The organism is Pseudomonas sp. HC1(2025), assembly GCF_058742075.1.
Genome location: NZ_CP196017.1, coordinates 4782023 through 4808568, shown reverse-complemented (window position 1 = coordinate 4808568; position 26546 = coordinate 4782023). Strand labels below are relative to the sequence as shown.

23 protein-coding genes and 1 other RNA gene are annotated in these 26546 nt (G+C 61.5%); 18 read left to right on the top strand and 6 right to left on the bottom strand.

Annotated elements, in window-relative coordinates:
- Positions 1–66: 66 nt before the first annotated feature.
- From ACSSVH_RS21470 to ACSSVH_RS21455, 4 genes are all read right to left on the bottom strand, one after another.
- Positions 67–648: a BON domain-containing protein gene (locus tag ACSSVH_RS21470; protein ID WP_169956365.1), complete on the bottom strand. Its 582-nt coding sequence runs from the start codon at positions 646–648 to the stop codon at positions 67–69.
- On the bottom strand, positions 645–1238 hold the full coding sequence (locus tag ACSSVH_RS21465; RefSeq protein WP_003171862.1) for a phosphoheptose isomerase: 594 nt from the start codon (positions 1236–1238) through the stop codon (positions 645–647). Before ACSSVH_RS21465 ends, ACSSVH_RS21470 begins: the two co-directional genes overlap by 4 nt.
- A gap of 104 nt (positions 1239–1342) precedes the next feature.
- A complete protein-coding gene (locus ACSSVH_RS21460; RefSeq protein WP_170056749.1) occupies positions 1343–1714 on the bottom strand; it encodes a YraN family protein in 372 nt (123 codons plus the stop codon).
- A complete protein-coding gene (locus ACSSVH_RS21455; protein WP_169956361.1) occupies positions 1714–3525 on the bottom strand; it encodes a penicillin-binding protein activator in 1812 nt (603 codons plus the stop codon). Before ACSSVH_RS21455 ends, ACSSVH_RS21460 begins: the two co-directional genes overlap by 1 nt.
- 219 nt (positions 3526–3744) lie before the next feature.
- Between ACSSVH_RS21455 and rsmI the strand changes: the two genes are divergently transcribed.
- The 18 genes from rsmI (at position 3745) to lpxC (ending at position 23232) form a co-directional block, all read left to right on the top strand.
- The gene (gene rsmI / locus ACSSVH_RS21450; protein ID WP_169956359.1) at positions 3745–4617 is read left to right on the top strand and encodes a 16S rRNA (cytidine(1402)-2'-O)-methyltransferase; all 873 of its coding nucleotides are present in this window, start codon (positions 3745–3747) and stop codon (positions 4615–4617) included.
- A gap of 95 nt (positions 4618–4712) precedes the next feature.
- An RNA gene (gene rnpB / locus ACSSVH_RS21445) (RNase P RNA component class A) lies at positions 4713–5066 on the top strand.
- A gap of 355 nt (positions 5067–5421) precedes the next feature.
- On the top strand, positions 5422–5877 hold the full coding sequence (mraZ, locus tag ACSSVH_RS21440; protein ID WP_003171868.1) for a division/cell wall cluster transcriptional repressor MraZ: 456 nt from the start codon (positions 5422–5424) through the stop codon (positions 5875–5877).
- Positions 5874–6821, top strand: coding sequence for a 16S rRNA (cytosine(1402)-N(4))-methyltransferase RsmH (gene rsmH / locus ACSSVH_RS21435; RefSeq protein WP_407073438.1), 948 nt, complete (start codon positions 5874–5876; stop codon positions 6819–6821). The genes mraZ and rsmH overlap by 4 nt, the downstream gene beginning before the upstream one ends.
- Positions 6818–7111 (top strand): cell division protein FtsL, encoded by a 294-nt coding sequence (ftsL, locus tag ACSSVH_RS21430; protein ID WP_169956357.1) that lies wholly within the window; start codon positions 6818–6820, stop codon positions 7109–7111. Before rsmH ends, ftsL begins: the two co-directional genes overlap by 4 nt.
- Positions 7111–8853: a peptidoglycan D,D-transpeptidase FtsI family protein gene (locus tag ACSSVH_RS21425; protein ID WP_169956405.1), complete on the top strand. Its 1743-nt coding sequence runs from the start codon at positions 7111–7113 to the stop codon at positions 8851–8853. The genes ftsL and ACSSVH_RS21425 overlap by 1 nt, the downstream gene beginning before the upstream one ends.
- A complete protein-coding gene (locus ACSSVH_RS21420; protein ID WP_492633701.1) occupies positions 8853–10316 on the top strand; it encodes a UDP-N-acetylmuramoyl-L-alanyl-D-glutamate--2,6-diaminopimelate ligase in 1464 nt (487 codons plus the stop codon). Before ACSSVH_RS21425 ends, ACSSVH_RS21420 begins: the two co-directional genes overlap by 1 nt.
- Positions 10309–11679, top strand: coding sequence for a UDP-N-acetylmuramoyl-tripeptide--D-alanyl-D-alanine ligase (locus ACSSVH_RS21415; protein ID WP_170056752.1), 1371 nt, complete (start codon positions 10309–10311; stop codon positions 11677–11679). The genes ACSSVH_RS21420 and ACSSVH_RS21415 overlap by 8 nt, the downstream gene beginning before the upstream one ends.
- Entirely contained in the window at positions 11679–12761 is a 1083-nt protein-coding gene (mraY, locus tag ACSSVH_RS21410; RefSeq protein WP_029297824.1) for a phospho-N-acetylmuramoyl-pentapeptide-transferase, read from the top strand. The genes ACSSVH_RS21415 and mraY overlap by 1 nt, the downstream gene beginning before the upstream one ends.
- A gap of 6 nt (positions 12762–12767) precedes the next feature.
- Entirely contained in the window at positions 12768–14114 is a 1347-nt protein-coding gene (gene murD, locus ACSSVH_RS21405) for a UDP-N-acetylmuramoyl-L-alanine--D-glutamate ligase (protein ID WP_076963501.1), read from the top strand.
- Complete coding sequence (ftsW, locus tag ACSSVH_RS21400; RefSeq protein ID WP_154842205.1) at positions 14111–15334, top strand: putative lipid II flippase FtsW; 1224 nt, start codon at positions 14111–14113, stop codon at positions 15332–15334. Before murD ends, ftsW begins: the two co-directional genes overlap by 4 nt.
- On the top strand, positions 15324–16394 hold the full coding sequence (gene murG, locus ACSSVH_RS21395; protein ID WP_492633700.1) for an undecaprenyldiphospho-muramoylpentapeptide beta-N-acetylglucosaminyltransferase: 1071 nt from the start codon (positions 15324–15326) through the stop codon (positions 16392–16394). Before ftsW ends, murG begins: the two co-directional genes overlap by 11 nt.
- Positions 16387–17838: a UDP-N-acetylmuramate--L-alanine ligase gene (gene murC / locus ACSSVH_RS21390; RefSeq protein WP_029297832.1), complete on the top strand. Its 1452-nt coding sequence runs from the start codon at positions 16387–16389 to the stop codon at positions 17836–17838. The genes murG and murC overlap by 8 nt, the downstream gene beginning before the upstream one ends.
- Positions 17835–18806, top strand: a complete 972-nt coding sequence (locus tag ACSSVH_RS21385; protein ID WP_492633699.1) for a D-alanine--D-alanine ligase — start codon at positions 17835–17837, stop codon at positions 18804–18806. Before murC ends, ACSSVH_RS21385 begins: the two co-directional genes overlap by 4 nt.
- Before the next feature lie 4 nt (positions 18807–18810).
- The gene (locus ACSSVH_RS21380; RefSeq protein ID WP_169956346.1) at positions 18811–19677 is read left to right on the top strand and encodes a cell division protein FtsQ/DivIB; all 867 of its coding nucleotides are present in this window, start codon (positions 18811–18813) and stop codon (positions 19675–19677) included.
- Between the two features lie 15 nt (positions 19678–19692).
- Entirely contained in the window at positions 19693–20952 is a 1260-nt protein-coding gene (gene ftsA / locus ACSSVH_RS21375) for a cell division protein FtsA (RefSeq protein ID WP_029297837.1), read from the top strand.
- Positions 20953–21017: 65 nt separating this feature from the next.
- Positions 21018–22208, top strand: coding sequence for a cell division protein FtsZ (gene ftsZ / locus ACSSVH_RS21370; RefSeq protein WP_057444456.1), 1191 nt, complete (start codon positions 21018–21020; stop codon positions 22206–22208).
- 112 nt (positions 22209–22320) lie between these two features.
- Positions 22321–23232, top strand: a complete 912-nt coding sequence (gene lpxC, locus ACSSVH_RS21365) for a UDP-3-O-acyl-N-acetylglucosamine deacetylase (protein WP_029297841.1) — start codon at positions 22321–22323, stop codon at positions 23230–23232.
- A gap of 156 nt (positions 23233–23388) precedes the next feature.
- On the opposite strand, the gene ACSSVH_RS21360 is transcribed toward lpxC, so the two are convergent.
- Positions 23389–24888 carry a sensor domain-containing diguanylate cyclase gene (locus tag ACSSVH_RS21360; RefSeq protein WP_169956344.1) on the bottom strand — a complete coding sequence of 500 codons (1500 nt, stop codon included), beginning with the start codon at positions 24886–24888 and terminating at the stop codon, positions 23389–23391.
- An 84-nt stretch (positions 24889–24972) separates the two neighbouring features.
- Positions 24973–26295 carry an OprD family outer membrane porin gene (locus ACSSVH_RS21355; RefSeq protein ID WP_169956342.1) on the bottom strand — a complete coding sequence of 441 codons (1323 nt, stop codon included), beginning with the start codon at positions 26293–26295 and terminating at the stop codon, positions 24973–24975.
- Positions 26296–26546: the final 251 nt, after the last annotated feature.

The window sequence follows — 26546 nt, the reverse complement described above, 5'->3', positions numbered from 1 at the left end:
GTCAGCCAATAAAAAGGGCGCCGTGCAGTCAATGCACGGCGCCCTTTTTTGTGGCTGGCGATTACATCAGTCGATGTATTCGAACAGTTTCACAATTTTCTGTACCCCGGACACACCCTGTACCAGGTTGGTGGCGCGGGTTGCTTCCTGCTGGGTCAGCAGGCCCATGAGGTAGACGATGCCGTTGTCCGTCACAACCTTGATCCGCGAGCCGGGAATTGCGCTGTCGGTGAGCATCTGGGCCTTGATCTTGGTGGTCAGCACGGCGTCATTGCTGATTGCCAGCAGGGTGATGGGCTGCGCGACCTGCAGTTCGTTGTGGACCTTTTTCACCCGTTGCACGGTTGAGGCTGCCTGTTCGGCTTGGGTCTTGAGGTCGGCGCGCGGGGTTTGCCCGGCGAGCAGCACGATGCCGTTGAAGCTGGTCACGACGATACGCGATGCGCCGTTGCCCAGGTCGGGGGCGGCCTTGGCGACGTTGACGCCGACCTTGGTCTCGATCAGCGAGTCATCGATCTTGCTGCCAAAAGTGCGTGTGCCACGGTCGTCCTGGATAGGGGTGTCGCGGGTCGCAGTGATGGCCGAGGTGCAGCCGCTGATAGCGAGGCACAGCGTGATGGCTATAAGGCTGAGGCGGTTAACGGTCATTCTTCACTCCCGAACAGTTGGCTGTCGATCAGATCGCACAGGCAGTGGATCGTCAGCAGATGGACTTCCTGAATACGTGCAGTGACATTGGCCGGGACGCGGATCTCCACATCCTCGGGTAGCAGCAGCGAGGCCATACCGCCGCCGTCGCGCCCGGTCAATGCTACGACAATCATTTCGCGATCATGTGCGGCCTGGATCGCCTGAATAATGTTCGCCGAGTTGCCGCTGGTGGAAATGGCCAGCAACACATCGCCCGGTTGGCCGAGGGCACGAATTTGTTTGGAAAAAATTTCGTTGTAGCTGTAGTCGTTGGCGATCGAGGTGATCGTCGACGAATCGGTGGTCAAGGCGATAGCCGGCAGGCTCGGCCGCTCGCGCTCAAAGCGGTTGAGCAGTTCGGAGGAAAAGTGCTGGGCGTCGCCGGCCGAACCACCGTTGCCGCACGAAAGCATTTTGCCTTCGTTGAGCAGGGCGTTGACCATGACCTGGCTGGCTTGCTCGATGTGCGGTGCAAGTACGTCCATCGCCTGTTGCTTGGTATCGATACTGGCCTGGAAAAGCTGGCGAATTCGGGATTGCATGTCCATCTGTGTGACCTTAAGTAGCGCGGCTGTATGGCACACGAATGTGCAGCCCGCAAAGCAAAGAGCAAAAGTGTGCGGTGAAGATGTCTGATCGGTACCGGTAACACTCAGCCGTCGAAGGCGTTGCGCAGCCAGTGCAGATCAGCGGTTCCGTGGGGGGTGCTTTGTATGGCAACCACATCGAAACGGCAGGGGGAGTCAGCCCAGCGACCCTCACTGAGCAGGAAAAACTGCGCGGCGAGTATCAGCTTTTGACGTTTGCGCTCGTCGATACTGGCGAGCGCACCACCCCATTGTGCGTATTTTCTGTAGCGGACTTCGACAAATACTACTGTATCGCCGTCAAGCATGACCAGATCAAGCTCGCCGCGTTTACACAACCAGTTCTGCGCCAGCAGGCGCAGACCCTGTTGCTGCAAGTGTTCAAGAGCTTGTTGTTCGGCATCCTTGCCGCTTTGTGCGCTGGAGCGTAAGGGCATCAGCGCGGGGTATCGGGCAGGCGTTCGACCTGGCCACTGACAAACTTGGCCCACGGCATCTGGCGTTCGATCCGCTGGCTCGGGCTCATGCCCAGGTTGCCGGAAAGACCATCGATACGGGTATCAGGCAGTGCCTTGAGCTGACCCAGGCGCGGCGCCAGGCGGTAGGCATCCACGCCCATGGCGTACAGGCGGCCCAGGCTGCCATTGGCTTGTGGCCATTGGGCAGTGACCTGGTTGCGCAGTGGATCGGTGGTGTTGAGCAGCCACGGCGTTTCACAGAACATGATGCCGTTCATGTCGTTGTACTGGTTCTTGTCGCCGCTGGCACTGAACACGTGGGAAGTGGCATACACCGGCACATCGCCTGCGTATTGGAAGTTCAGCGTTGGCTTGATCTGCTGGGCCTGTTGCGGCGTCACGGCGAGGAAGATGAACTCGATGTCCTGGCGACGCGATGGCTGTGCCGCGACATCCGCGCCAACCGTGCTTTGCAGGCTCTTGGCGCGACCTTCGCTCTGGCGCAGCTTGAACAGGTCGGCGATTTGCTGGGCCAAGGCCACAGGCTGGTCGACATGTTCGACCCCAATCAGGGTGCCGCCATTGGCTTCCCAGTCCTGGCGGAAGGCTTTGAGCACGCGGTCGCCCCATTCGCCTTTCGGCACCATGGCCGCCGCGCGGTGCAGGCCGTCGGCGCGGGCGCGACGCGACACTTCGCGGGCTTCGTCCTCGGCAGCCAGGCCGAACTGGAACAGTTGCGCGGGGGCTTGGTCGCCTTCGCTGTAGTTTAGCGCCAGGGTGGTGATGGGCAGTTGCGGGCGGGCGCTGAGTTGTTTGACCAGCGGCTTCTCCAGCGGGCCGATGACCAATTGCACGCCGTCAGCCTGGGCTTTTTTGTAGAACTCATCGATGGAGCTGACGCGCGAGCTGTCATAGAACTCGATGACCGGCGGCTTCTGCCCGGCTTGTTGCGCCTGGTAGTGCGCGGCCATGAAGCCTTCACGCAGGGCCTTGGCCACGCTGGCCAGCGGGCCTTGTTGCGGCAACAGCAGGGCGATCTTGTTCAATGGCTGGCTGGCCAGTTCCTTGAGCCGGGTCAGCGGCATCGGCAGTTGCACTGCCGCCGGGTGCGCAGGGTTCTGCGCACGCCAGGTGTCGATGGCGGCTTGCTGCTGCTCCAGGGTGCCGGCGTTCTTCACGGCCTGGGCCAGGCTGATCCAGCCGTCGAGGACCGGGTTGCCGCTGGCCTGCAACTGCTCGCCAGGCACGGCGGCAATCAGGCTCCAGATGGCTTCATGGTTGCTGGTGGCGGCATCGCCCGTGAGCAACGGGGCCATGGCCACGCGTTCGCGGGCGGCAGCCAGGGTCTGGCCGTCGGCTTCATAGGCGCGGGCATGCACGGTGCCGGTGCGGACCTGCTGCTCCGGCGGCAACTCCTTGAGGCTTTGCAGGCTCGGATGGCTCAACGCCGTCAACGCAGCCTTGGGCTGGTTGCGGGTCATGGCCAGTTCTGCCGACAGGGTGCTGGCAAAAACCTGGGCGGCAGGCTTGAGGCTGTCCAGTGGCACTTGCGCGAGGATCTGCGCGGAGCGTCCTGGATTGTTCTGGTGGAAGGCCATGTCTGCCGCGCTCAGGCGCAACAGTGCAGCTTTTTCCGGGGTCTTGGCCGAGGTCGCCTGTTCGAGCAGTTGCTCGATGGTGGCATCCGGGGTCCGTGGGAGTTCGCCAAGGCTTGACGAGGGCGAGCTTGCGCAAGCCGCCAACAGGGCAGCCAGGCAAAGGGCAGAGAACAGCCGCAGGCAAGCGATCATGTAAGTGTTCCTGATACCGATCAAATTAGCGTGGAATTGTACCCAAGCACTGGCCGGGGCGCGATGTTACTGGCGTGAAACCGTCTATTTAGATCGTTTAAATGTTGCAGGGCGTCAGTAACCGCCGCAAACAGACCGTCTGGACGCGACCCCGTCGGCGCATTTTCTTGACGTCTACGCGCTACAATATGGCTTTTGCCAATCATCGAGGTGTGCGCTTTGACTGCTCCAGGTCCTTTGAATTCCACTGCTGGCTCGCTTTTTGTGGTGGCGACGCCCATTGGCAACCTGGACGACATCAGTGCGCGGGCGCTGAAAGTGTTGCGTGAAGCCAAGTTGATTGCGGCCGAAGACACCCGGCACTCGCTGCGCCTGATGCAGCACTTCGGTATCGCCACGCCCCTGGCGGCCTGCCATGAGCACAACGAACGTGACGAAGGCAGCCGCTTTATTACCCGCCTGCTCGCGGGCGATGACGTGGCGTTGATCTCCGATGCCGGTACCCCGCTGATCTCCGATCCTGGTTATCACCTGGTCCGCCAGGCGCGGGCCGCAGGTATCAATGTAGTCCCGGTTCCCGGGGCGTGCGCGTTGATTGCAGCCCTTTCGGCGGCGGGCTTACCGTCGGATCGTTTTATCTTCGAAGGTTTCCTGCCGGCCAAGGCCGTAGGGCGCCGGGCGCGCCTGGAGTTGTTAAAGGAAGAGCCGCGCACCCTGATCTTCTATGAGGCGCCGCACCGTATCCTTGAGTGCCTGCAAGACATGGAGCTGGTCTTCGGTGGCGAACGCCTGGCCTTGCTGGCGCGGGAGCTGACCAAGACCTTTGAAACCCTCAAGGGCCTGCCGCTGGAAGAGCTGCGTGGGTTTGTCGAGGGCGACAGCAATCAGCAGCGTGGCGAGTGCGTGGTGCTGGTTGCGGGCTGGACGGCGCCGGAAAGTGAAGATGCCGTGGGTAGCGAGGCCATGCGCGTGCTGGACCTGTTGCTCAAGGAAATGCCGCTCAAGCGTGCCGCAGCCCTGGCCGCAGAAATCACCGGTGTGCGCAAGAACGTGTTGTATCAGGCCGCACTTGATAAACAAAAGAGCGAATAGTTCCTGGGTTTGACGTGCACGACGTCGGAACATGATGGCAATGCTGTCTTTTAATACTTGTTCTAAGACGTCCGTGCCGTTAACCTTCGCGGCGGAGAGTCGATTGGACAGTCGCTGCCTTCTATGAAAATTAGAGGGGGGAGGAAAGTCCGGGCTCCATAGGGCGAAGTGCCAGGTAATGCCTGGGGGGCGTGAGCCTACGGAAAGTGCCACAGAAAATAACCGCCTAAGCACTTCGGTGCCGGTAAGGGTGAAAAGGTGCGGTAAGAGCGCACCGCGCGACTGGCAACAGTTCGTGGCTAGGTAAACCCCACTTGGAGCAAGACCAAATAGGGTTCCAAGGCGTGGCCCGCGCTGGAACCGGGTAGGTTGCTAAAGATGTCCAGTGATGGCCATCGTAGACGAATGACTGTTCAAGACAGAACCCGGCTTATAGATCGACTCTCCACCTTTTTTCCTTCTGCACGAGTCTCGGGCAGAAACCAGGTAGTAACGCAAGAATCCCTCCCTGCCAAATCATTGGCAGATGCGTCTTCGTAATACCGAAAAAATCTTACTCTTAATAAATTACTTTAAGTTCAAGCTCTAGCTCTTTGAGCTATTTGGGGTTGTTGAGTCAAAAACATCGCCGAACTCTCGTTTCTCCTCCTTTTGCGCTCCTAAATCTCCGTTCTGTAAGGCTTTTCCTTTAATCCGCGCCTTGACGGTGTGGTGGGCGCATTCCTATAGTGTGCGCAAGTGGCGGAAAGTGGCACAAAGTGGGTTTTTTGAACGTAAAACGCTAAAATTTGGAGAAACGCATCTGTGTTTCGCGGAGCTAACGCTATAAGTCTCGATGCAAAAGGCCGTCTCGCCATGCCGAGCCGGTATCGTGACGAGCTCATTTCGCGAAGTTCCGGGCAATTAATCATCACGATTGATGCCGTTGATCCCTGTTTGTGTGTTTACCCCCTCGATGAGTGGGAGTTGATTGAAACCAAGTTGCGCGCTCTGCCTTCGTTGCGTGAAGAAAACCGTCGCCTGCAACGTTTGCTGATTGGTAATGCCGTCGATCTCGAACTCGATGGCAGTGGTCGTTTCCTGGTTCCACCGCGTCTGCGCGAATACGCCAAGCTCGATAAGCGCGCGATGCTGGTAGGCCAACTGAACAAGTTCCAATTGTGGGACGAAGATGCCTGGGATGCTGTGTCTGCAGCTGACCTGGCTGCTATTCAACAACCGGGCGCCATGCCTGATGAACTGCGTGATTTGATCCTGTGACTATTGATAGCGGCTTTAACCACATCACCGTGCTGCTTGACGAAGCCGTCGAGGCTCTCGCCGTGCGCCCTGATGGCTGCTATCTGGATGGCACGTTCGGGCGCGGCGGGCACAGTCGGTTGATCCTCAGCCAGCTCGGCCCGCAGGGCAAGCTCCTCGGGTTCGACAAGGATCCCCAGGCGATTGCCACCGGGCAAGCGCTAGCGGCCGAAGACGGCCGCTTTGTCGTTGTGCAGCGCAGCTTTGCCGAACTGGGCGCTGAAGTCGCCGAGCGGGGCATGGCGGGCAAGGTGGCCGGGGTCTTGCTGGACCTGGGCGTGTCGTCGCCGCAGTTGGACGACCCTGAGCGCGGCTTCAGTTTCATGAATGATGGCCCGCTGGACATGCGCATGGACCCGAGCCGTGGCATCAGCGCCGCGCAGTTCATCGCCACCGCACCTCACGAAGAAATCACCCGTGTGTTCAAGGAATACGGCGAAGAGCGATTCGCCGGCCGCATGGCGCGTGCCGTGGTCGAGCGCCGGGAAATCCAGCCGTTCGAACGCACTGCCGACCTGGCCGAAGTGCTGAAAGTCGCCAACCCGGCGTGGGAAAAGGGCAAGAACCCGGCAACCCGTGCGTTCCAGGGCCTGCGCATTCACGTCAACAACGAATTGGGTGACCTGGAGGCCGGCCTCGAGGCTGCCCTGGAGTCCCTGGAAGTGGGCGGTCGCCTGGTGGTGATCAGCTTCCACTCCCTGGAAGACCGCATCGTCAAATTGTTCATGCGTCGTCTGGTCAAGGGCGAGAGCGATAACCTGCCGCGCAACCTGCCGGTACGTTTCGAAGCCTTTGTGCCGAAAATCAAAATCCATGGCAAAGCGCAGTTCGCCTCCGAAGCCGAACTCAAGGCCAACCCACGTGCTCGCAGCGCCGTCATGCGCGTTGCGGAGAAGCTGCGGTGAGCAAGCTTTTCGCCAAGCCCCTGCCGGGCGGCAGCTTCTTTATGTTGCTGCTGTTTGTCGGCGTGCTGGTGTCCGCGATTGCGGTGTCCTACAGCGCCCACTGGAATCGCCAGTTGCTCAATAGCCTGTACGGCGAGTTGAGCGTGCGCGACAAGGCGCAGGCGGAGTGGGGCCGGTTGATCCTGGAACAAAGCACCTGGACGGCCCACAGCCGCATCGAAGTGCTGGCCGCCGAACAGCTGAAGATGCACATTCCTGGCGCGGCTGAAGTCCGCATGGTGGCGCCATGATGAAACTCGAAGGCGCACTCTACCCATGGCGCTTCCGTGTCGTGCTGGGCTTGCTCGCACTGATGGTGGGCGCGATTGCCTGGCGCATCGTCGACCTGCAGGTGGTGGACCGCGACTTCCTGATCGGCCAGGGCGATGCCCGTAGCCTGCGTCATATCCCCATTCCTGCGCACCGCGGCCTGATCACCGACCGTAATGGCGAGCCCCTGGCTGTCAGTACCCCGGTGACCACCCTGTGGGCCAACGCCAAGGAGCTGCAAGTGGCCAAGGACAAGTGGACCGAACTGGCCCACGCCCTTGGCCAGGATCCCAAGGCCCTTAAAGAGCGCCTTGAAGCCCAGGCCAATAAAGAATTCATCTATCTGGTTCGCGGCCTCACCCCTGAACAGGGGCAAGGCGTGCTCGACCTGAAAATCCCCGGTGTCTACGGCATCGAGGAATTCCGGCGTTTCTACCCGGCCGGCGAGACCACTGCCCATATGGTCGGCTTCACCGACATTGATGACCATGGCCGCGAAGGGGTGGAACTTGCCTACGACGAATGGCTGGCCGGGGTTCCCGGCAAACGGCAGGTCATCAAGGATCGACGCGGCAGACTGATCAAGGATGTCCAGGTCACCAAAAACGCCAAGGCCGGTAAGCCCTTGGCGTTGTCGATTGACCTGCGCCTGCAATACCTGGCCAACCGTGAGCTGCGTAACGCCATCATTGAGAACGGCGCCAAGGCCGGCAGCCTGGTGATCATGGACGTGAAGACCGGTGAGATCCTCGCCATGGTCAACCAGCCGACCTACAACCCGAATAACCGTCGCAACCTGCAACCGGCGATGATGCGCAACCGCGCGATGATCGACGTGTTCGAGCCGGGTTCGACCATGAAAGCCATCTCCATGAGTGCGGCCCTGGAGTCCGGGCGCTGGAAGCCGACCGACAAGGTCGAGGTCTATCCCGGCACCCTGCAACTGGGCAAATACACCATTCGCGACGTATCCCGTAGCGAAGGCCCGGTGCTGGACCTGACCGGCATCCTGATCAACTCCAGTAACGTGGGCATGAGTAAAGTCGCCTTTGATATCGGCGGCGAGACCATCTACCACCTGGCGCAGAAGATCGGCCTCGGCCAGCCCACGGGCCTGGACTTCCCGGGCGAGCGCGTCGGCAACCTGCCCAACTACCGTGAGTGGCGCAAGGCCGAGACCGCGACCCTGTCCTACGGCTATGGCCTGTCGGTGACCGCGATCCAGCTGGCCCATGCCTTTTCCGTGCTGGCCAACAATGGCCGCATGACGCCATTGAGCCTGATCCACGTTGACGAAGCGCCGAAATCCGAACAGGTCATCCCGGAAAACGTCGCCAAGACCATGCAGACCATGCTGCAGCAAGTGATCGAGGCGCCGCGCGGCGTGTTCCGTGCCCAGGTGCCGGCCTATCACGTGGCCGGCAAGTCCGGTACGGCGCGTAAGACTTCGGTGGGCACCAAGGGCTATGCCGAAAACTCCTACCGTTCGCTGTTCGCCGGCTTCGGCCCGATGAGCGATCCGCGCTACGCCATCGTCGTGGTCATCGACGAACCGAGCAAGGCCGGTTACTTCGGTGGCCTGGTCTCGGCTCCCGTATTCAGCAAAGTCATGTCCGGCACCCTGCGCTTGATGAACATCACGCCGGACAACCTGCCGCCGACCCAACAAGCCAACGCCGGACCACCGGCCGCTGCTGTAAAAGCCAATGGAGGGCGCGGCTGATGTCTCTTAGCCTGAACAAGATTTTCGCCCACGCTGGTCGCGACCTATTGATTCGTGAACTGAGCCTGGACAGCCGTAACGTACGCGCCGGCGATCTGTTCCTGGCTGTGCCGGGCGGCAAGTTCGATGGCCGTGCGCATATCGCCGACGCCTTGCAGCGCGGCGCGGCGGCCGTGGCCTATGAAGTAGAAGGCGCCACCGTATTGCCGATTACCGATGTGCCGTTGATTCCGGTCAAGGGCCTGGCGGCGCAGTTGTCGGATATCGCCGGGCGTTTTTATGGCGACCCGAGCCGTCAACTCAACCTGATCGGCGTCACCGGCACCAACGGCAAGACCAGCGTCACCCAACTGGTGGCCCAGGCGCTGGACCTGCTAGGCCAGCACTGCGGCATCGTCGGCACCCTGGGCACCGGTTTCTACGGCGCGCTGCAAAGCGGCCTGCATACCACGCCGAACCCGATCGCCGTGCAGGCGACCCTGGCCGACCTGAAAAAGGCCGGGGCCAAGGCCGTCGCCATGGAAGTGTCGTCCCACGGCCTGGACCAGGGCCGGGTGACTGCGCTGGCGTTCGACGTGGCGGTGATGACCAACCTGTCCCGCGACCACTTGGACTACCACGGCAGCATGGAGGCGTACGCCGCCGCCAAGGCCAAGCTGTTCGGCTGGACTGACCTGAAGTGCCGCGTCGTGAACCTCGATGATGCATTCGGTCGCCAACTGGCCGCCGAAAAAAGCGAAGCGCGCCTGATCAGCTACAGCCTGGAAGATTCCAGCGCCTACCTGTATTGCCGCGAAGCCCAGTTCAACGACGAAGGCGTACTCGCAACGCTGGTTACGCCCCAGGGCGAACACCATCTGCGCAGTACCTTGCTCGGTCGCTTCAACCTGAGCAACGTGCTCGCAGCCATCGGCGCCTTGCTGGGTCTGGATTATGCCCTGGATGAAATCCTGCGCGTATTGCCCAAGCTCGAAGGCCCGGCCGGGCGCATGCAGCGCCTGGGTGGCGGGACGCAACCGCTGGTGGTGGTCGATTACGCCCACACCCCGGATGCCCTGGAAAAAGTCCTCGAAGCCCTGCGTCCTCATGCCAAGGGCAAGTTGCTGTGCCTGTTCGGCTGCGGCGGCGACCGCGATCGCGGCAAACGCCCGCTGATGGCCGAGATCGTCGAGCGCCTGGCCGACGGCGTGCTGGTCACCGATGACAACCCGCGCAGCGAAGCGCCGAGCCAGATTTTCGACGATATCCGCGCAGGCTTCAAAGACGCCTCCCAAGTAACTTTTGTTGCCGGCCGCGCCGCCGCCATTACCCAGTTGATCGCCAGCGCCAGCGCTGACGACGTGGTAGTCCTGGCCGGTAAAGGCCATGAGGACTACCAGGAAGTCAACGGCGAGCGCCATGCTTTCTCCGATCTGGTCGAGGCCGATCGCGCCTTGACCGCATGGGAGGTGGCCCATGCTTAAGGCCATGCAGTTCAGCGAACTGACCCAGGCTTTGTCGGCCCGTGTGTTGTCGAGTGATTGCAGCTTCGACGGCGTCAGTATCGACAGTCGCAACATCAAGCCGGGGCAACTGTTCGTCGCCCTGGCCGGCCCGCGCTTCGACGGGCATGACTATTTGAATGAGGTGGCCGCCAAAGGCGCGGTCGGCGCCCTGGTGCAGCGTGAAGTCACTGACTCGACACTGCCGCAGTTGCTGGTGGCCGACACCCGCCTGGCCCTTGGCCAGCTGGGTGCACTGAATCGCGCAGCGTTCACCAACCCGGTGGCGGCGATCACCGGTTCCAGCGGCAAGACCACGGTCAAGGAACTGCTCGCCGGTATCCTGCGCACGCGCGGGCCGGTGCTGGCGACCCGTGGCAACCTCAACAATGATTTTGGCGCACCGCTGACCCTGCTGGAACTGGCCCCGGAACACACCGCCGCCGTGATCGAGCTGGGCGCGTCGCGCATTGGCGAAATTGCCTACACGGTGGCCATGACCCGGCCACACGTTGCGATTATCAACAACGCCGGTACCGCCCACGTTGGCGAGTTTGGCGGCCCCGAGAAGATCGTCCAGGCCAAGGGTGAAATCCTTGAGGGGCTGGACGCTTCCGGCATCGCCGTATTGAACCTCGATGACAAGGCCTTCGAAACCTGGCGTGTACGTGCCGCCGGGCGCAAGGTCCTGAGCTTCGCCGTGCACAACGCCGCAGCCGATTTCCATGCATCGAACATCACGCTCGACGCCCGTGGCTGCCCGGCCTTCACCCTGCACAGCCCGCAAGGTGACGAACACGTGCAACTGAACCTGCTGGGCAACCATAACGTTGCCAACGCCCTGGCCGCCGCCGCCGCTGCTTACGCCCTGGGCGTGTCGCTGTTCGGCATTGCCACCGGCCTTGGCGCAGTGCAACCGGTCAAGGGCCGTACCGTGGCGCAACTGGCGAGCAACGGCATGCGCGTGATTGACGACACTTACAACGCCAACCAGTCCTCGATCTGCGCTGCCATTGACCTGCTCAAAGGCTTCGACGGTCGCAAGGTGCTGGTGCTGGGGGATATCGCCGAGCTGGGCGAATGGGCCGAACAGTCCCACCGTGAAGTCGGTGCCTACGCCAGTGGCAAAGTCGACGCCCTCTACGCCGTCGGTCCGAACATGGCCCATGCCGTCGCCGCTTTCGGTTTGGGCGCGCGGCATTTCGCGAGCCAGGCCGAGTTGATCCAGGCGCTGGGCGCGGCCGAACAAGACAAACACACAACTATTTTGATCAAGGGATCGCGCAGCGCGGTGATGGAAAACGTCGTCGCGGCCTTGTGTGGCTCAAGTACGGAGAAACATTAATGCTGCTGCTGCTGGCTGAGTATCTGCAACAGTTCCACAAAGGCTTCGCGGTCTTTCAGTACCTGACCCTGCGCGGGATCCTGGGTGTGCTGACCGCGCTGTGTTTGTCGCTGTTTCTCGGGCCATGGATGATCCGTACCCTGCAAAACCTGCAGATCGGCCAGTCCGTGCGTAATGACGGCCCGCAGTCGCACCTGTCCAAGTCCGGCACACCGACCATGGGCGGTGCGTTGATCCTGTCGTCCATCGGTATCAGCACCTTGCTCTGGGCCGACCTGGCCAACCGCTACGTCTGGGTGGTGTTGCTGGTGACCCTGCTGTTCGGTGCCATCGGCTGGGTCGATGACTACCGCAAGGTGATCGAGAAGAACTCCAAGGGCCTGCCAAGCCGCTGGAAATATTTCTGGCAATCGGTGTTCGGCCTGGGCGCGGCGATCTTCCTTTATATGACTGCGCCAAGCGCGGTGGAAACCACCCTGATTTTCCCGATGCTCAAGGACGCCAGTATCCCGCTGGGCATTGGCTTCGTGGTGCTGACCTACTTTGTGATCGTCGGCTCCAGCAACGCGGTCAACCTGACCGATGGCCTTGATGGCCTGGCGATCATGCCGACCGTCATGGTGGGCGGCGCCCTGGGCATCTTCTGCTACCTGTCGGGTAACGTGAAATTCGCTGAATACCTGCTGATCCCGTATGTACCGGGCGCGGGTGAATTGATTGTGTTCTGCGGCGCGCTGATCGGTGCCGGGCTGGGCTTCCTGTGGTTCAACACCTACCCGGCCCAGGTGTTCATGGGCGACGTCGGCGCCCTGGCGCTGGGTGCGGCCCTGGGCACCATCGCCGTGATCGTGCGTCAGGAAATCGTCCTGTTCATCATGGGCGGCGTGTTCGTGATGGAGACCCTGTCGGTGGTGATCCAGGTTGCGTCCTTCAAGTTGACCGGCCGCCGCGTGTTTCGCATGGCGCCGATTCATCACCACTTTGAACTCAAGGGCTGGCCGGAGCCACGGGTGATCGTCCGTTTCTGGATCATCACCGTGATTCTTGTGCTGGTTGGCCTTGCCACCCTGAAACTGAGGTAGAAACGAGTGTCCCTGATCGCTTCAGACCACTTCCGCATCGTTGTCGGCCTCGGCAAGAGCGGCATGTCCCTGGTTCGCTTCCTGGCGAACCGGGGCACGTCGTTTGCCGTGGCCGATACGCGGGAAAATCCACCGGAGCTGGTCACGCTGCGCCGTGACTACCCGCACGTGGAAGTGCGTTGTGGCGAGTTGGATGTCGAGTTTCTGTGCCGTGCCGACGAGCTCTACGTGAGCCCCGGCCTGGCCCTGGCGACCCCGGCCCTGCAAGCGGCAGCGGCGCGTGGCGTGAAGTTGTCCGGCGATATCGAACTGTTTGCGCGTAACGCCAAGGCGCCCATCGTGGCGATCAGCGGTTCCAACGCCAAGAGCACCGTCACCACCCTGGTTGGCGAAATGGCGGCTGCGGCCGGCAAGCGCGTGGCCGTGGGCGGTAACCTCGGCACGCCGGCGCTGGATTTGCTCAGCGACGATATCGAGCTGTACGTCATGGAGTTGTCGAGCTTCCAACTGGAGACCACCGATCAACTCGGCGCCGAAGTGGCCACCGTGTTGAACGTCAGCGAAGACCATATGGACCGCTACAGCGGCCTGCCGGCTTATCACCTGGCCAAGCACCGGATCTTCCGTGGTGCGCGGCAGGTAGTGGTCAACCGCCAGGATGCCCTGAGCCGTCCGTTGATGGGCGAGGGCCTGCCATGCTGGACCTTCGGCCTGAGCAAACCCGACTTCAAGGCCTTTGGTATCCGTGAAGAGAATGGCGAGAAATACTTGGCCTTCGAATTCCAGAACCTGATGCCGGTGCGTGAACTGAAAATCCGTGGCGCCCACAACCAGTCCAATGCCCTAGCGGCGTTGGCGTTGGGGCATGCGGTCGGCTTGCCGTTCGACGCGATGCTGTCGAGCCTGCGCACCTTCGCCGGCCTCGAACACCGCTGCCAGTGGGTGCGCGACCTGGATGGCGTGAGCTACTACAACGATTCCAAGGCCACCAATGTCGGCGCCGCGCTGGCCGCCATCGAAGGCCTGGGTGCCGATATCGACGGCAAACTGCTGCTGATCGCCGGTGGCGATGGCAAGGGTGCCGACTTCAAGGACCTCAAGGGCCCGGTGGCTGCTCATTGCCGCGCCGTGGTGCTGATGGGTCGTGACAGCGACTTGATCGCCGCCGCCCTGGGCGACGCGGTGCCGCAAGTGCGCGCCACTTCCCTGGACGATGCCATCGCTCAGTGCCGCGCCCTGGCCCAGCCCGGCGATGCCGTGCTGCTGTCGCCGGCCTGCGCCAGTTTCGACATGTTCAAGAACTACGAAGAGCGCGGCCAGTTGTTCGCCCGCGCCGTGGAGGGCTTGGCATGAGTCTGGACCTGAAGAACATTATCAAGCCGTACCCATCGCCGATCATCACTGGGCGTGGGATCGACCTCGACTTCCCAATGCTCGCCGGTTGCCTGGCGCTGCTGGGCCTGGGCCTGGTGATGATCACCTCGGCGTCCTCGGAAGTGGCCGCCGTACAGTCGGGCAACACCCTGTACCACATGATCCGCCACCTGATTTACCTGGTGATCGGCCTCGGTGCGTGCATCGTCACCATGATGATTCCCATCGCCACCTGGCAGCGCCTGGGTTGGCTGATGCTGATTGGCGCCTTCGGCCTGCTGGTGATGGTGATCGTCCCCGGCATCGGTCGCGAGGTGAATGGGTCGATGCGCTGGATCGGCTTCGGCGCGTTCAACGTGCAGCCGTCGGAAATCGCCAAGGTCTTCGTGGTGATTTACCTGGCGGGCTACCTGGTGCGCCGCCAGAAAGAAGTGCGGGAAAGCTGGATGGGCTTCTTCAAGCCCTTCATCGTGCTGCTGCCCATGGCTGGCCTGTTGCTGATGGAACCGGACTTCGGCGCCACCGTGGTGATGATGGGCGCCGCCGCCGCGATGCTGTTCCTCGGTGGGGTGGGCTTGTTCCGCTTTGCCCTGATGGTTGGGCTCGCCGTGGCGGCCGTAACGATCCTGGTGCAGGCGCAACCCTATCGGATGGCGCGTCTGATCACCTTTACCGACCCCTGGTCCGACCAGTTCGGTTCCGGCTACCAGTTGACCCAAGCGCTGATTGCCTTCGGTCGCGGCGAGTGGCTGGGCGTGGGCCTGGGCAACAGTGTGCAGAAGCAGTTCTACCTGCCGGAAGCCCATACCGACTTCGTGTTCTCGGTACTGGCCGAAGAGCTGGGCGTGGTTGGCTCCCTGGTCACCGTCGGGCTGTTCGTGTTCGTCTGTGTGCGGGCCATGTACATCGGCCTGTGGGCCGAGAAAGCCAAACAATTCTTTGCCGCCTATGTGGCGTACGGCCTGGCCTTCCTGTGGATCGGCCAGTTCTTGATCAACATTGGCGTGAACGTTGGCTTGCTGCCGACCAAGGGCCTGACCTTGCCGTTCCTCAGCTACGGTGGCAGCTCGTTGGTGATCTGCTGTGCCTGTCTCGGCTTGTTACTGCGTATCGAGTGGGAGAGTCGAACCCATTTGGGCAGCGAAGAGATGGAATTCAGCGAGAGCGATTTTGCCGAGGAGCCGACCCATGGGCGCTAACGTGCTGATCATGGCCGGCGGCACCGGCGGCCACGTGTTCCCGGCGCTGGCCTGTGCCCGTGAGTTCCAGGCCCGTGGCTACACCGTGCATTGGCTGGGGACGCCCCGTGGCATTGAAAATGAACTGGTCCCGGCGGCCGGTTTGCGCCTGCATCTGATCAACGTCAGCGGCCTGCGCGGCAAGAGCAAATTGTCCCTGCTCAAGGCACCGTTCGTGTTGCTCAAGGCTGTGTGGCAGGCGCGCAAGGTCATTCGCGAATTGAAGCCGGTCTGCGTGCTGGGCTTTGGTGGCTATGTCACCGGTCCCGGCGGTGTGGCCGCGCGCTTGGCCGGTGTGCCGGTGATCGTCCACGAGCAAAACGCTGTGGCCGGTACCGCCAACAGGCTGTTGGCGCCGTTGGCGGCACGGGTCTGCGAGGCGTTCCCGAATACGTTTGCGGCCATGGACAAGCGCCGCACCACCGGCAACCCGGTGCGTACCGAACTGTTCATGGACATTGCCCGCCAGGCCCTGGCCGGGCGCAAGGCGCATCTGCTGATCCTCGGTGGAAGCCTGGGCGCCGAGCCGCTGAACAAACTGCTGCCGCAGGCATTGGCGCAGTTGCCTGTGGACCTGCGTCCCGAGATCTTCCATCAGGCGGGCAAGAATCACGATGAAGTGACTGCCGCCCGCTATCGCGAGGCCGGTGTCGAGGCGACCGTAGAGCCCTTCATCAAAGACATGGCCCATGCCTATGGCTGGGCCGACCTGGTGGTCTGTCGCGCAGGTGCGTTGACCGTCAGTGAACTGGCCGCCGCCGGTCTGCCGTCCTTGCTGGTGCCCTTGCCCCATGCGATCGACGATCACCAGACCCGCAACGCCGAATATTTGGCCGGGGAGGGCGCTGCCTTCCTGCTGCCGCAAAGAACGACTGGCGCCGCCGATCTGGCCGCACGCCTGACTGAGGTTTTGATGCAACCCGAACAACTGAACAGCATGGCGAGCACCGCAAGCCGCCTGGCCAAACCCGACGCCACCCGCAGCGTGGTCGATATCTGCCTGGAGGTGGCCCATGGTTGAGAATCAAAAAGCCATGCCGCAACCGGAAATGCGCCGCATCCGTCGCATCCACTTCGTCGGTATCGGCGGCGTGGGCATGTGCGGGATTGCCGAGGTGTTGCTGAACCTGGGTTACCAGGTCTCCGGCTCCGACCTCAAGACTTCGCCGGTCACCGAGCGCCTGGAATCCTTCGGCGCGCAGATCTTTATCGGCCACCGTGCCGAGAACGCCGCGCAGGCTGATGTATTGGTGGTCTCCAGCGCCGTGAACACTTCCAACCCGGAAGTGGCCACCGCCCTTGAGCGGCGTATTCCCGTGGTGCCCCGCGCCGAGATGCTGGCCGAGCTGATGCGCTATCGCCACGGCATCGCCGTCGCCGGTACCCACGGCAAGACCACCACCACCAGCCTGATCGCCTCGGTGTTCGCCGCCGGCGGCCTGGATCCGACCTTCGTGATCGGTGGCCGGCTGAATGCAGCAGGTACCAATGCACAACTGGGTACCAGCCGTTACCTGATTGCCGAAGCCGATGAAAGCGATGCCAGCTTCCTGCACCTGCAGCCGCTGGTGGCCGTGGTCACCAACATCGACGCCGACCATATGGCGACCTACGACGGCGACTTCAACAAGTTGAAGAAAACCTTCGTCGAGTTCCTGCACAACCTGCCGTTCTACGGTCTGGCCGTGGTGTGCCTGGACGATCCGGTAGTGCGCGAAATCCTGCCGCTGGTCAAGCGCCCGACCGTGACCTACGGCTTCAGCGAAGACGCTGACGTGCGCGCGATCAATGTTCGCCAGCAAGGCATGCAGACGTTCTTCACCGTGCTGCGTCCGGATCGCGAGCCCTTGGATGTGTCGGTGAACATGCCGGGCAACCACAATGTGCTCAATTCCCTGGCGACCATCTGCATCGCCACCGACGAAGGCGTCAGCGATGAAGCCATTGTCGAAGGCCTGTCGGGCTTTGCCGGCGTGGGCCGACGCTTCCAGGTCTACGGCCAGTTGCCGGTAGACGGCGGCGACGTGATGCTGGTGGACGACTACGGTCACCACCCGACCGAAGTCGCGGCCGTGATCAAGGCTGTGCGTGGTGGCTGGCCAGAGCGTCGCCTGGTGATGGTCTACCAGCCGCACCGCTACAGCCGTACCCGCGACCTGTACGACGACTTCGTAAATGTATTGGCCGATGCCAACGTATTGCTGCTGATGGAAGTCTACCCGGCCGGTGAAGAACCGATCCCCGGTGCCGATAGTCGCAAGCTGTGCAACAGCATCCGCCAGCGCGGGCAACTGGACCCGATCTATATCGAGCGAGGCGTGGACCTGGCGCCGATCGTCAAGCCGCTGCTGCGCGCCGGCGACATCCTGCTGTGCCAGGGTGCCGGTGATATCGGCGGCCTTGCCCCTAAATTGCTGGCGAGCCCGCTGTTTGCTGCCGCCGCTGTACAGGGGAAGTCGAAATGACTGCGAATTACGCCTCCCTGTTCTCCACCATCGCACCTGCCGACTTCGGTCGCGTGGCCGTGTTGTTCGGCGGCAAGAGTGCTGAGCGTGAAGTCTCGCTCAAGTCCGGCAATGCCGTGCTCCAGGCGCTGCAAAGTGGCGGTGTGAATGCCTTTGGTATCGACGTGGGCGATGACTTCCTCGCCCGCCTGCAAGCCGAGAAGATCGACCGCGCCTTCATCATCCTGCACGGCCGTGGCGGTGAAGACGGCAGCATGCAGGGCCTGCTGGAGTGCGCCGGCATTCCCTACACAGGCAGTGGCATCCTCGCTTCGGCCTTGGCCATGGACAAGTTGCGCACCAAGCAGGTGTGGCACAGCCTGGGCATTCCGACGCCGCGTCACAGCGTTCTGTGCAGTGAAGACGATTGTATTTCTGCAGCCAAGGAACTGGGCCTGCCTTTGATCGTCAAACCAGCCCATGAAGGCTCCAGTATCGGCATGGCTAAAGTGAACTCGGCCGCCGAATTGATCGACGCATGGAAAGCGGCAAGTACCTACGATTCGCAAGTGTTGGTGGAACAGTGGATCCAGGGTCCCGAGTACACCATCGCCACCCTGCGTGGCCAGGTATTGCCGCCCATCGCATTGGGCACGCCCCACACCTTTTACGACTACGACGCCAAGTACCTGGCCTCCGATACCCAGTACCGGATCCCGTGCGGGCTCGATGCAACCAAAGAGCAGGAATTGATGGACCTCACGGCGAAAGCCTGTGAGGCGTTGGGTATCGCCGGTTGGGCGCGGGCAGACGTGATGCAGGATGACCAGGGGAACTTCTGGTTCCTGGAAGTCAACACCGCGCCGGGTATGACCGACCACAGCCTGGTGCCCATGGCTGCACGTGCGGCCGGCTTGGACTTCCAGCAATTGGTGCTGGCGATCCTGGCGGCCAGTTATGTGGCCGGTAATGAAGAGGCACGAGGTTAAGACCATGCAAGGCGCATCGCTTCGTCATCAGCAACCCGCTCCCGGCCGCAAGCCGGTGCCGCGTGGTGCCAGTCGAATGGTGGCTAAAGAGCCGATGTCGGCGCGCCTGCCGAAAGCCAACTTTGGTTTTCTCAAGGCCCTGTTCTGGCCGGTGCTGTTGGTGGCGTTGGGCTTTGGCACCTATGAAGGTGCACAGCGCCTGTTGCCGTATGCCGACCGCCCGATCACCAAGATCAGCGTGCAGGGCGACTTGAGCTACATCAGCCAGCAAGCGGTGCAGCAGCGGATCGCGCCTTTTGTTGCGGCGAGCTTCTTCACCATCGACCTGGCCGGCATGCGTGCCGAACTGGAACAGATGCCGTGGATTGCCCACGCCGAAGTACGGCGCGTGTGGCCGGATCAAGTGACGATCCGCCTGGAAGAACAACTGCCCGTGGCCCGTTGGGGCGACGAAGCGCTGTTGAACAACCAGGGCCAGGCGTTCAACCCGCGTGAGCTGGCCAACTACGAGCATTTGCCGCAGTTGTTCGGACCACAACGGGCACAGCAGCAAGTGATGCAGCAGTACCAGGCGTTGAGCCAGATGCTGCGGCCACTGGGCTTCTCCATTGCGCGCCTGGAATTGCGCGAACGGGGCAGCTGGTTTTTGACCACCGGGGCAGGCAGTTCCGGCCCGGGCATCGAGTTGTTGCTGGGACGCGACCACTTAGTGGAGAAGATGCGCCGCTTTATCGCCATCTACGACAAAACCTTGAAAGAACAGATTACGAACATTGCGAGCATCGACCTGCGTTACGCCAACGGCCTTGCCGTTAGCTGGCGCGAACCGGCTGCGCCCACGACAGCGCAGCCCGCTGTCGCGAAGAATTAAGAAGAGGCAGGACCCATGGCAAACGTGCAAAGCGGCAAAATGATCGTCGGTCTCGATATCGGCACCTCCAAGGTGGTGGCGCTGGTAGGCGAGGTCGCGGACGACGGCACGCTGGAAATCGTCGGAATCGGCACGCATCCGTCCCGGGGCCTGAAGAAGGGCGTGGTGGTCAACATTGAATCCACCGTGCAATCGATCCAGCGTGCCATCGAAGAAGCGCAACTGATGGCCGGCTGCCGGATTCACTCGGCGTTCGTCGGTGTGGCGGGCAATCACATCCGCAGCCTGAACTCCCACGGCATCGTGGCGATTCGCGACCGTGAAGTCAGCTCGGCCGACCTTGAGCGCGTCCTCGACGCCGCCCAGGCCGTGGCGATCCCGGCTGACCAGCGCGTACTGCACACCCTGCCGCAGGACTACGTGATCGATAACCAGGAAGGCGTGCGTGAGCCCCTGGGCATGTCGGGCGTACGCCTGGAAGCCAAGGTCCACGTCGTGACTTGCGCGGTGAATGCGGCACAGAACATTGAAAAATGCGTGCGCCGCTGCGGCCTGGAAATCGACGACATCATTCTCGAGCAACTAGCTTCGGCCTACTCGGTCCTGACCGACGACGAAAAAGAGCTGGGCGTGTGCCTGGTGGACATCGGCGGCGGCACCACCGATATCGCGATCTTCACCGAAGGTGCGATCCGTCACACCGCCGTGATCCCGATTGCCGGCGACCAGGTGACCAACGACATCGCCATGGCGCTGCGTACACCGACCCAGTACGCCGAAGAAATCAAGATCCGCTACGCCTGCGCCCTGGCCAAGCTGGCCGGTGCCGGTGAAACCATCAAGGTGCCGAGCGTGGGCGACCGGCCACCGCGCGAACTGTCGCGCCAGGCGTTGGCCGAAGTGGTCGAACCGCGCTACGACGAACTGTTCACCCTGATCCAGGCTGAACTGCGCCGCAGTGGCTACGAAGATTTGATCCCGGCCGGCATCGTGCTGACCGGTGGCACCTCGAAGATGGAAGGCGCGGTCGAACTGGCCGAGGAAATCTTCCACATGCCGGTCCGCCTGGGCGTGCCCCATGGCGTCAAGGGCCTGGGCGACGTGGTGCGCAACCCGATTTATTCCACCGGTGTGGGCTTGCTGTTGTATGGCCTGCAAAAGCAGACCGACGGCATTTCCCTGTCGGGCATTGGCAGCCGCGAAAGCTATAGCAGTGACGAGCCCAAAGCGCCGTTGCTGGAGCGCCTGCAGGCTTGGGTGAAGGGCAATTTCTAAAGATTTACCGCAACACCGATTCAAAGTAGTAGGCGAAAAAACTAGAGAAATGAAGGAGAGGGAAAATGTTCGAACTCGTAGACAACATCCCCGCAAGCCCGGTTATTAAAGTAATCGGTGTCGGCGGTGGCGGCGGCAACGCTGTCAACCATATGGTCAAGAGCAACATTGAAGGCGTTGAATTCATCTGCGCCAACACTGATGCCCAGGCGCTCAAAAGCATCGGCGCGCGGACCATCCTGCAATTGGGCACAGCCGTGACCAAGGGCCTGGGCGCTGGCGCCAATCCGGAAGTCGGCCGTCAAGCCGCCCTGGAAGACCGCGAGCGTATTGCCGAAGTGCTGCAAGGCACCAACATGGTGTTCATCACCACCGGCATGGGCGGCGGTACCGGTACCGGTGCGGCGCCAATCATTGCCGAAGTGGCCAAGGAAATGGGGATCCTGACCGTCGCAGTCGTGACCCGTCCGTTCCCGTTCGAAGGCCGCAAGCGCATGCAGATCGCCGACGAAGGTATCCGTCTGCTGTCTGAAAGCGTTGACTCGTTGATCACCATCCCCAACGAGAAACTGCTGACCATCCTCGGTAAAGACGCAAGCCTGCTGTCGGCTTTCGCCAAGGCTGACGACGTCCTGGCCGGTGCCGTTCGCGGTATCTCCGACATCATCAAGCGTCCGGGCATGATCAACGTCGACTTTGCCGACGTACGTACGGTCATGAGCGAAATGGGCATGGCGATGATGGGCACTGGCTGCGCCAGCGGTCCTAACCGTGCACGTGAAGCGACCGAAGCGGCCATCCGCAATCCGCTGCTGGAAGACGTGAACCTGCAAGGTGCACGCGGCATCCTGGTGAACATCACCGCCGGTCCCGACCTGTCCCTGGGTGAGTACTCCGACGTGGGTAGCATCATCGAAGCCTTCGCTTCCGAGCACGCGATGGTCAAGGTCGGTACCGTTATCGATCCGGACATGCGCGACGAACTGCATGTGACCGTGGTTGCCACAGGTCTGGGCGCAAAAATCGAGAAACCTGTGAAGGTTATCGACAATACCGTGCACACCAGCCAGGCCTCGGCCGCCGCTCCAGCACCTGCTCGCCAGGAACTGCCGTCGGTGAACTACCGTGATCTGGATCGTCCGACCGTGATGCGCAACCAGGCCCAGGCCGGTGCTGCGGCGTCCCGTAGCCCGAATCCGCAAGATGATCTGGACTACCTGGACATCCCGGCTTTCCTGCGTCGTCAGGCCGATTAATGGAATGTATCAGGGCTATGAAGGTGATTGGTGTTCAGCAAAGGTCTGGTCTGCTATTATCGCCAGCCTTTGTTGATACCAGTTCGCAATTTGCGCTGAAGCGGTCCAAGCCATGATTAAACAACGCACCCTGAAGAATATTATCCGTGCCACAGGTGTAGGTCTGCACTCCGGGGAGAAGGTATATCTGACTCTCAAGCCCGCACCTGTCGACACCGGCATCGTGTTTGTTCGTGCCGACCTGGACCCTGTGGTGCAGATTCCTGCTCGCGCGGAAAACGTTGGCGAAACCACCATGTCGACCACATTGGTCAACGGTGACGTCAAAGTGGACACGGTGGAGCACTTGCTCTCGGCCATGGCTGGCCTGGGCATCGATAACGCCTACGTCGAGCTCTCCGCGTCTGAAGTCCCGATCATGGATGGTAGCGCTGGACCTTTCGTATTCCTGATTCAATCTGCCGGCCTGGAAGAACAGGACGCAGCCAAGAAGTTCATTCGCATTCTGCGGGAAGTGACAGTAGAAGACGGCGACAAGCGCGCCACCTTCGTCCCGTTCGAAGGCTTTAAAGTGAGCTTTGAGATCGATTTCGATCACCCGGTATTCCGTGACCGCACCCAAAGTGCAAGCGTGGATTTTTCCAGCACTTCGTTTGTAAAAGAAGTCAGCCGCGCCCGTACCTTTGGTTTCATGAGTGACATCGAGTACCTGCGCAAGCACAACCTCGCACTCGGCGGCAGCGTGGAAAACGCCATCGTGGTCGACGCGGATGGTGTACTGAACGAAGATGGCCTTCGCTATGAAGACGAATTCGTGAAGCACAAGATCCTCGATGCAATTGGTGACCTCTACCTGCTGGGCAATAGCCTGATAGGCGAGTTCAAAGGCTTCAAGTCGGGCCATGCACTGAACAACCAGCTCCTGCGCAAGTTGATTGAGCAGAAAGACGCTTGGGAAGTCGTGACCTTCGAAGATGCCAGCACCGCACCGATCTCTTACATGCGTCCCGTTGCGGCGGTGTAAGTAACAACTCTCTTTCTTTAGTTTTTAAAGGCTGCCTTCGGGTGGCCTTTTTTTATTGGCAAACATCCCCCTGTAGGAGCCGGCTTGCCGGCGATGAGGCCCCTGAACCTTGCACCGACCATCCGGCCGCCATCGCCGGCCAGCCGGCTCCTACATTCAAGGCGCCAGCAGTGTGGCCGCATCGACCACGCGGTTGCGCCCACTATTTTTCGCCTCATACAACGCCCGGTCAGCACTGAGCAGCAACTGCTCCAATGACGCGCTGCTGCGTTTGTCCCAGGTGCTCAAGCCGATACTCACCGTAACTGGCTCACTATCACCCGCAACCGGCGGCAAGTGCTGGATCCCCTGGCGGATACGCTCAGCAATCGCCCGGGCACCGCTGGCGTCGGTATGCGGCAGGATCACCGCAAACTCTTCACCGCCATAGCGCGCCGCGAGGTCGGCCGGGCGGCGGATGTGGCTGCCGATCACCTGTGCCACGCTGCGCAACGCTTCGTCGCCGCCCTGGTGGCCGTGGCGGTCGTTGAAGGCCTTGAAGTGGTCGACGTCGATCATCAACAGGGCCAAGGGCTCGGTCGAGCGGCGCGCGCGCTCCCATTCCAGGGCCAGGCGCTGGTCGAGGATGCGGCGGTTGGCCAGGCCGGTCAGGCCGTCGGTGGCTGCCAGTTCTGACAGTACTTTCTCGGCACGGTAGCGACGCCGCAGTTCCAGGCGCAACATCCAGCTCAGCCACAGCAGGCCCACACACAACACCCCGGTGGCCCCCGCCGTCAGCCACGCGGCGCGTTGCCAGGCGGCGAATACATCGTCGCTGGCCAAGGCCACTACCACGATCAATGGCAACCGGCCCACATTGGTAAAGGTGTAGAGCCGTGGGGTGCCACTGATCGCAGAGATGGCCCGGAAGCTGCCGCTGCCTTCTTGCAGCATGCGCTTGAAGTTGGGGCGTGAGCTCAGATCCTTGTCGATCATGTCCCTCTCGAGCAGGGGTTGCTGGGCCAGCAGGATGCCCTGGTTGTTCAGCAGATTGATGGTGTTACCGCTGCCGATGGTCAGGCTGCTGAACAATTGGTCGAAATATGCCAGGCGCATGGTCGCCACGGCCACCCCGGCAAACTCGCCGTCGGGCCCGGTCACGCGGCGGCTGAAGGCGATGCGCCAGATCTGTTCGCAATCACAGCGGATCTTGAACGGGCGGCTGATAAACAGCCCGGCGTCGGGGTTCTGTTGATGGACCTGGAAATAGTCGCGGTTGGCGAAGTTGCGCCGCGTGGGTGCCAGTGTGGATGAGTCGGCAAGCACCGCGCCCTGGGCGTCCAGCAGCAAGACTTCGCCTTTGTACGGCGCCGCAGTGGACTGGTCGAATTGCAGTTGGTGCCGCACATCGCCCGGCAGCCCTGACATGTCCTTGCCGGCTGCCGCAATCAGGCCTTGCAACGCCAGGTCATAGAGCTCGACGTTGCGCAGCACATCGGCATTGATCAACTGGGTGATATTGCTGGTGGAGCGCTGGGCGGTCTGCAGTGTGCTGGCATGTTCGCGGATCAGCAGCACGGCAACGATGATCAGGATCAGGGTAACTGTGAGACCACTGCCCAGAATCAGCAAAAGCTCCGGGCGTGCAGGCAGGTTAAGGGCGCGGCGTTGACTCATCGGACTGACTTCGGCGGTGACGATGATGGCAGTTTAGTTCCGCGCACCTTAAATTAAGTCATTGGCGAAAAAGATAATTGGCCGTCAGAACACATTGATCGGGTAGTCGATGATCACCCGATACTCATCCACATCGCGGTCCACCGCCGAGTAGCCATTGCTGCCTCGGTTGGTAGCCCATTGCAGGCGCACCGCCAGGTCCTTGGCCTTGCCGCCCTGCACCACGTACTTGAGGTCGATATCGCGCTCCCAGTGCTTGGCGTTCTTGCCATCGGCGCTGTACCAGGCCGAGTAGCCGCGGCTGTTGGGGTCGACTTTGGTGAGGTCGGTCTTGCCGCTGATGTAGGACACCGCCGAGGTCAGGCCGGGTACGCCAAGACCAGCGAAGTCATAGGCGTACTTGAGTTTCCACGAGCGCTCGTTGGGGCCGTTGAAGTCCGAGTATTGCTGCGAGTTGTCCAGGTACACGCTGTCGCCCTGGGCGATGTAGTCGAACGGCGTGTTGCCATTGACCCGCTGGTACGCGGCCGTGACGCTGTGATTGCCCACGCCCACGGTGAAATGCAGGCTGTAGGTGTTGTTGTCGATATCCCCCAGCAGGGCATTGCCGGTGTCTTGGGTGTGGTAGAAGTGCAGGCCCGGGTTGAGGCTGACCAGGTCATTGAGCGCGTAGGTGTAGTCCAGGTCGTAGTAGTACTGGTTCCACACGTCCTTGAGTTCGGAGGCGTACAGGTTGCTGGTCAGCCCTGGCAGACCGCTCCACGCCACGCCGGCCCAGTTCATGTGCTGGCTGTCCTGGCCCTTGGGCAGTGCGCCATAGCTGGTGCCGATGCGCCCATGGCCACTCTGGTTGTAGAGCTTTGCAAAACTGGCCTGGCCGCCTTCGAACATCCAGCCGTCAAGGCTGTGGTTGGTCAGGCTGACGCCACGAAAGGTCTCGGGCAGCATGCGCGTCATGCCGCCAGCAATCACCGGGTTGTTGAGGAACAGGTCGCCGGCCTTCAGCTCGGTATCCAAGGCGCGGATTTTCAGGGTGCCGCCACCGGTAGAAAACGAGCCCGGCGCTTTGCCGCTGCCGCTGCCGTACGGCAGGATGCTGGAGCCGTCGGTACCGCCACCGCCGTCCAGCTTCAGGCCGAGCATGCCATGCACATCCAGGCCCAAACCCACGGTGCCCTGGGTGTAGCCGGACTCGAAGATGCCGAGGAAGCCTTGGCCCCACTCTTTGCTGTCGTTGATGTGAATGTCGCGGCGGTCGCGATTCATGTAGTAGTTGCGGGTGTTGATGGTGAGGCTTGAGCCTTCGACGAATCCGTCGGCGGGAGGGGCATCTGCTGCAAGGGCGAGCGGGGAGATAGTTGCTGCAATCGCGAGGAATAACGGGGTGAATGTCAGCGCGGGTTTCACCGGGGGAGCTCCTTTGGGTAAGTCTGAACGGCCAATGTCGTGGGGTGTTCCTGGCCTTTTTTACGGCAAAAAAAAGCCGCTGAAGTCAGCGGCTTTAAGACAGATTCCCAGTGTAGAGCCCTGGAAATAAGTCGAGGGAAATGGCAGGGCGGGTCGGCTGTCTTTGCCGTCTCGCTCGTCGATGCGACATATTGGCGCAGGCGAGCGGTACGGTACAGAGTGTAACAAGATAATGACTGTTGCCCAAATCG

What these genes read in the sequence shown, in the direction of transcription:
- ACSSVH_RS21470 (WP_169956365.1), bottom strand. Translation starts at nt 648, where the DNA reads ATGACCGTTAACCGCCTCAGCCTTATAGCCATCACGCTGTGCCTCGCT.
- ACSSVH_RS21465 (WP_003171862.1), bottom strand. Translation starts at nt 1,238, where the DNA reads ATGGACATGCAATCCCGAATTCGCCAGCTTTTCCAGGCCAGTATCGAT.
- ACSSVH_RS21460 (WP_170056749.1), bottom strand. Translation starts at nt 1,714, where the DNA reads ATGCCCTTACGCTCCAGCGCACAAAGCGGCAAGGATGCCGAACAACAA.
- ACSSVH_RS21455 (WP_169956361.1), bottom strand. Translation starts at nt 3,525, where the DNA reads ATGATCGCTTGCCTGCGGCTGTTCTCTGCCCTTTGCCTGGCTGCCCTG.
- ACSSVH_RS21425 (WP_169956405.1), top strand. Translation starts at nt 7,111, where the DNA reads ATGAAACTCGAAGGCGCACTCTACCCATGGCGCTTCCGTGTCGTGCTG.
- ACSSVH_RS21420 (WP_492633701.1), top strand. Translation starts at nt 8,853, where the DNA reads ATGTCTCTTAGCCTGAACAAGATTTTCGCCCACGCTGGTCGCGACCTA.
- ACSSVH_RS21415 (WP_170056752.1), top strand. Translation starts at nt 10,309, where the DNA reads ATGCTTAAGGCCATGCAGTTCAGCGAACTGACCCAGGCTTTGTCGGCC.
- mraY (WP_029297824.1), top strand. Translation starts at nt 11,679, where the DNA reads ATGCTGCTGCTGCTGGCTGAGTATCTGCAACAGTTCCACAAAGGCTTC.
- ftsW (WP_154842205.1), top strand. Translation starts at nt 14,111, where the DNA reads ATGAGTCTGGACCTGAAGAACATTATCAAGCCGTACCCATCGCCGATC.
- murG (WP_492633700.1), top strand. Translation starts at nt 15,324, where the DNA reads ATGGGCGCTAACGTGCTGATCATGGCCGGCGGCACCGGCGGCCACGTG.
- murC (WP_029297832.1), top strand. Translation starts at nt 16,387, where the DNA reads ATGGTTGAGAATCAAAAAGCCATGCCGCAACCGGAAATGCGCCGCATC.
- ACSSVH_RS21385 (WP_492633699.1), top strand. Translation starts at nt 17,835, where the DNA reads ATGACTGCGAATTACGCCTCCCTGTTCTCCACCATCGCACCTGCCGAC.
- ACSSVH_RS21380 (WP_169956346.1), top strand. Translation starts at nt 18,811, where the DNA reads ATGCAAGGCGCATCGCTTCGTCATCAGCAACCCGCTCCCGGCCGCAAG.
- ftsA (WP_029297837.1), top strand. Translation starts at nt 19,693, where the DNA reads ATGGCAAACGTGCAAAGCGGCAAAATGATCGTCGGTCTCGATATCGGC.
- ftsZ (WP_057444456.1), top strand. Translation starts at nt 21,018, where the DNA reads ATGTTCGAACTCGTAGACAACATCCCCGCAAGCCCGGTTATTAAAGTA.
- lpxC (WP_029297841.1), top strand. Translation starts at nt 22,321, where the DNA reads ATGATTAAACAACGCACCCTGAAGAATATTATCCGTGCCACAGGTGTA.
- ACSSVH_RS21360 (WP_169956344.1), bottom strand. Translation starts at nt 24,888, where the DNA reads ATGAGTCAACGCCGCGCCCTTAACCTGCCTGCACGCCCGGAGCTTTTG.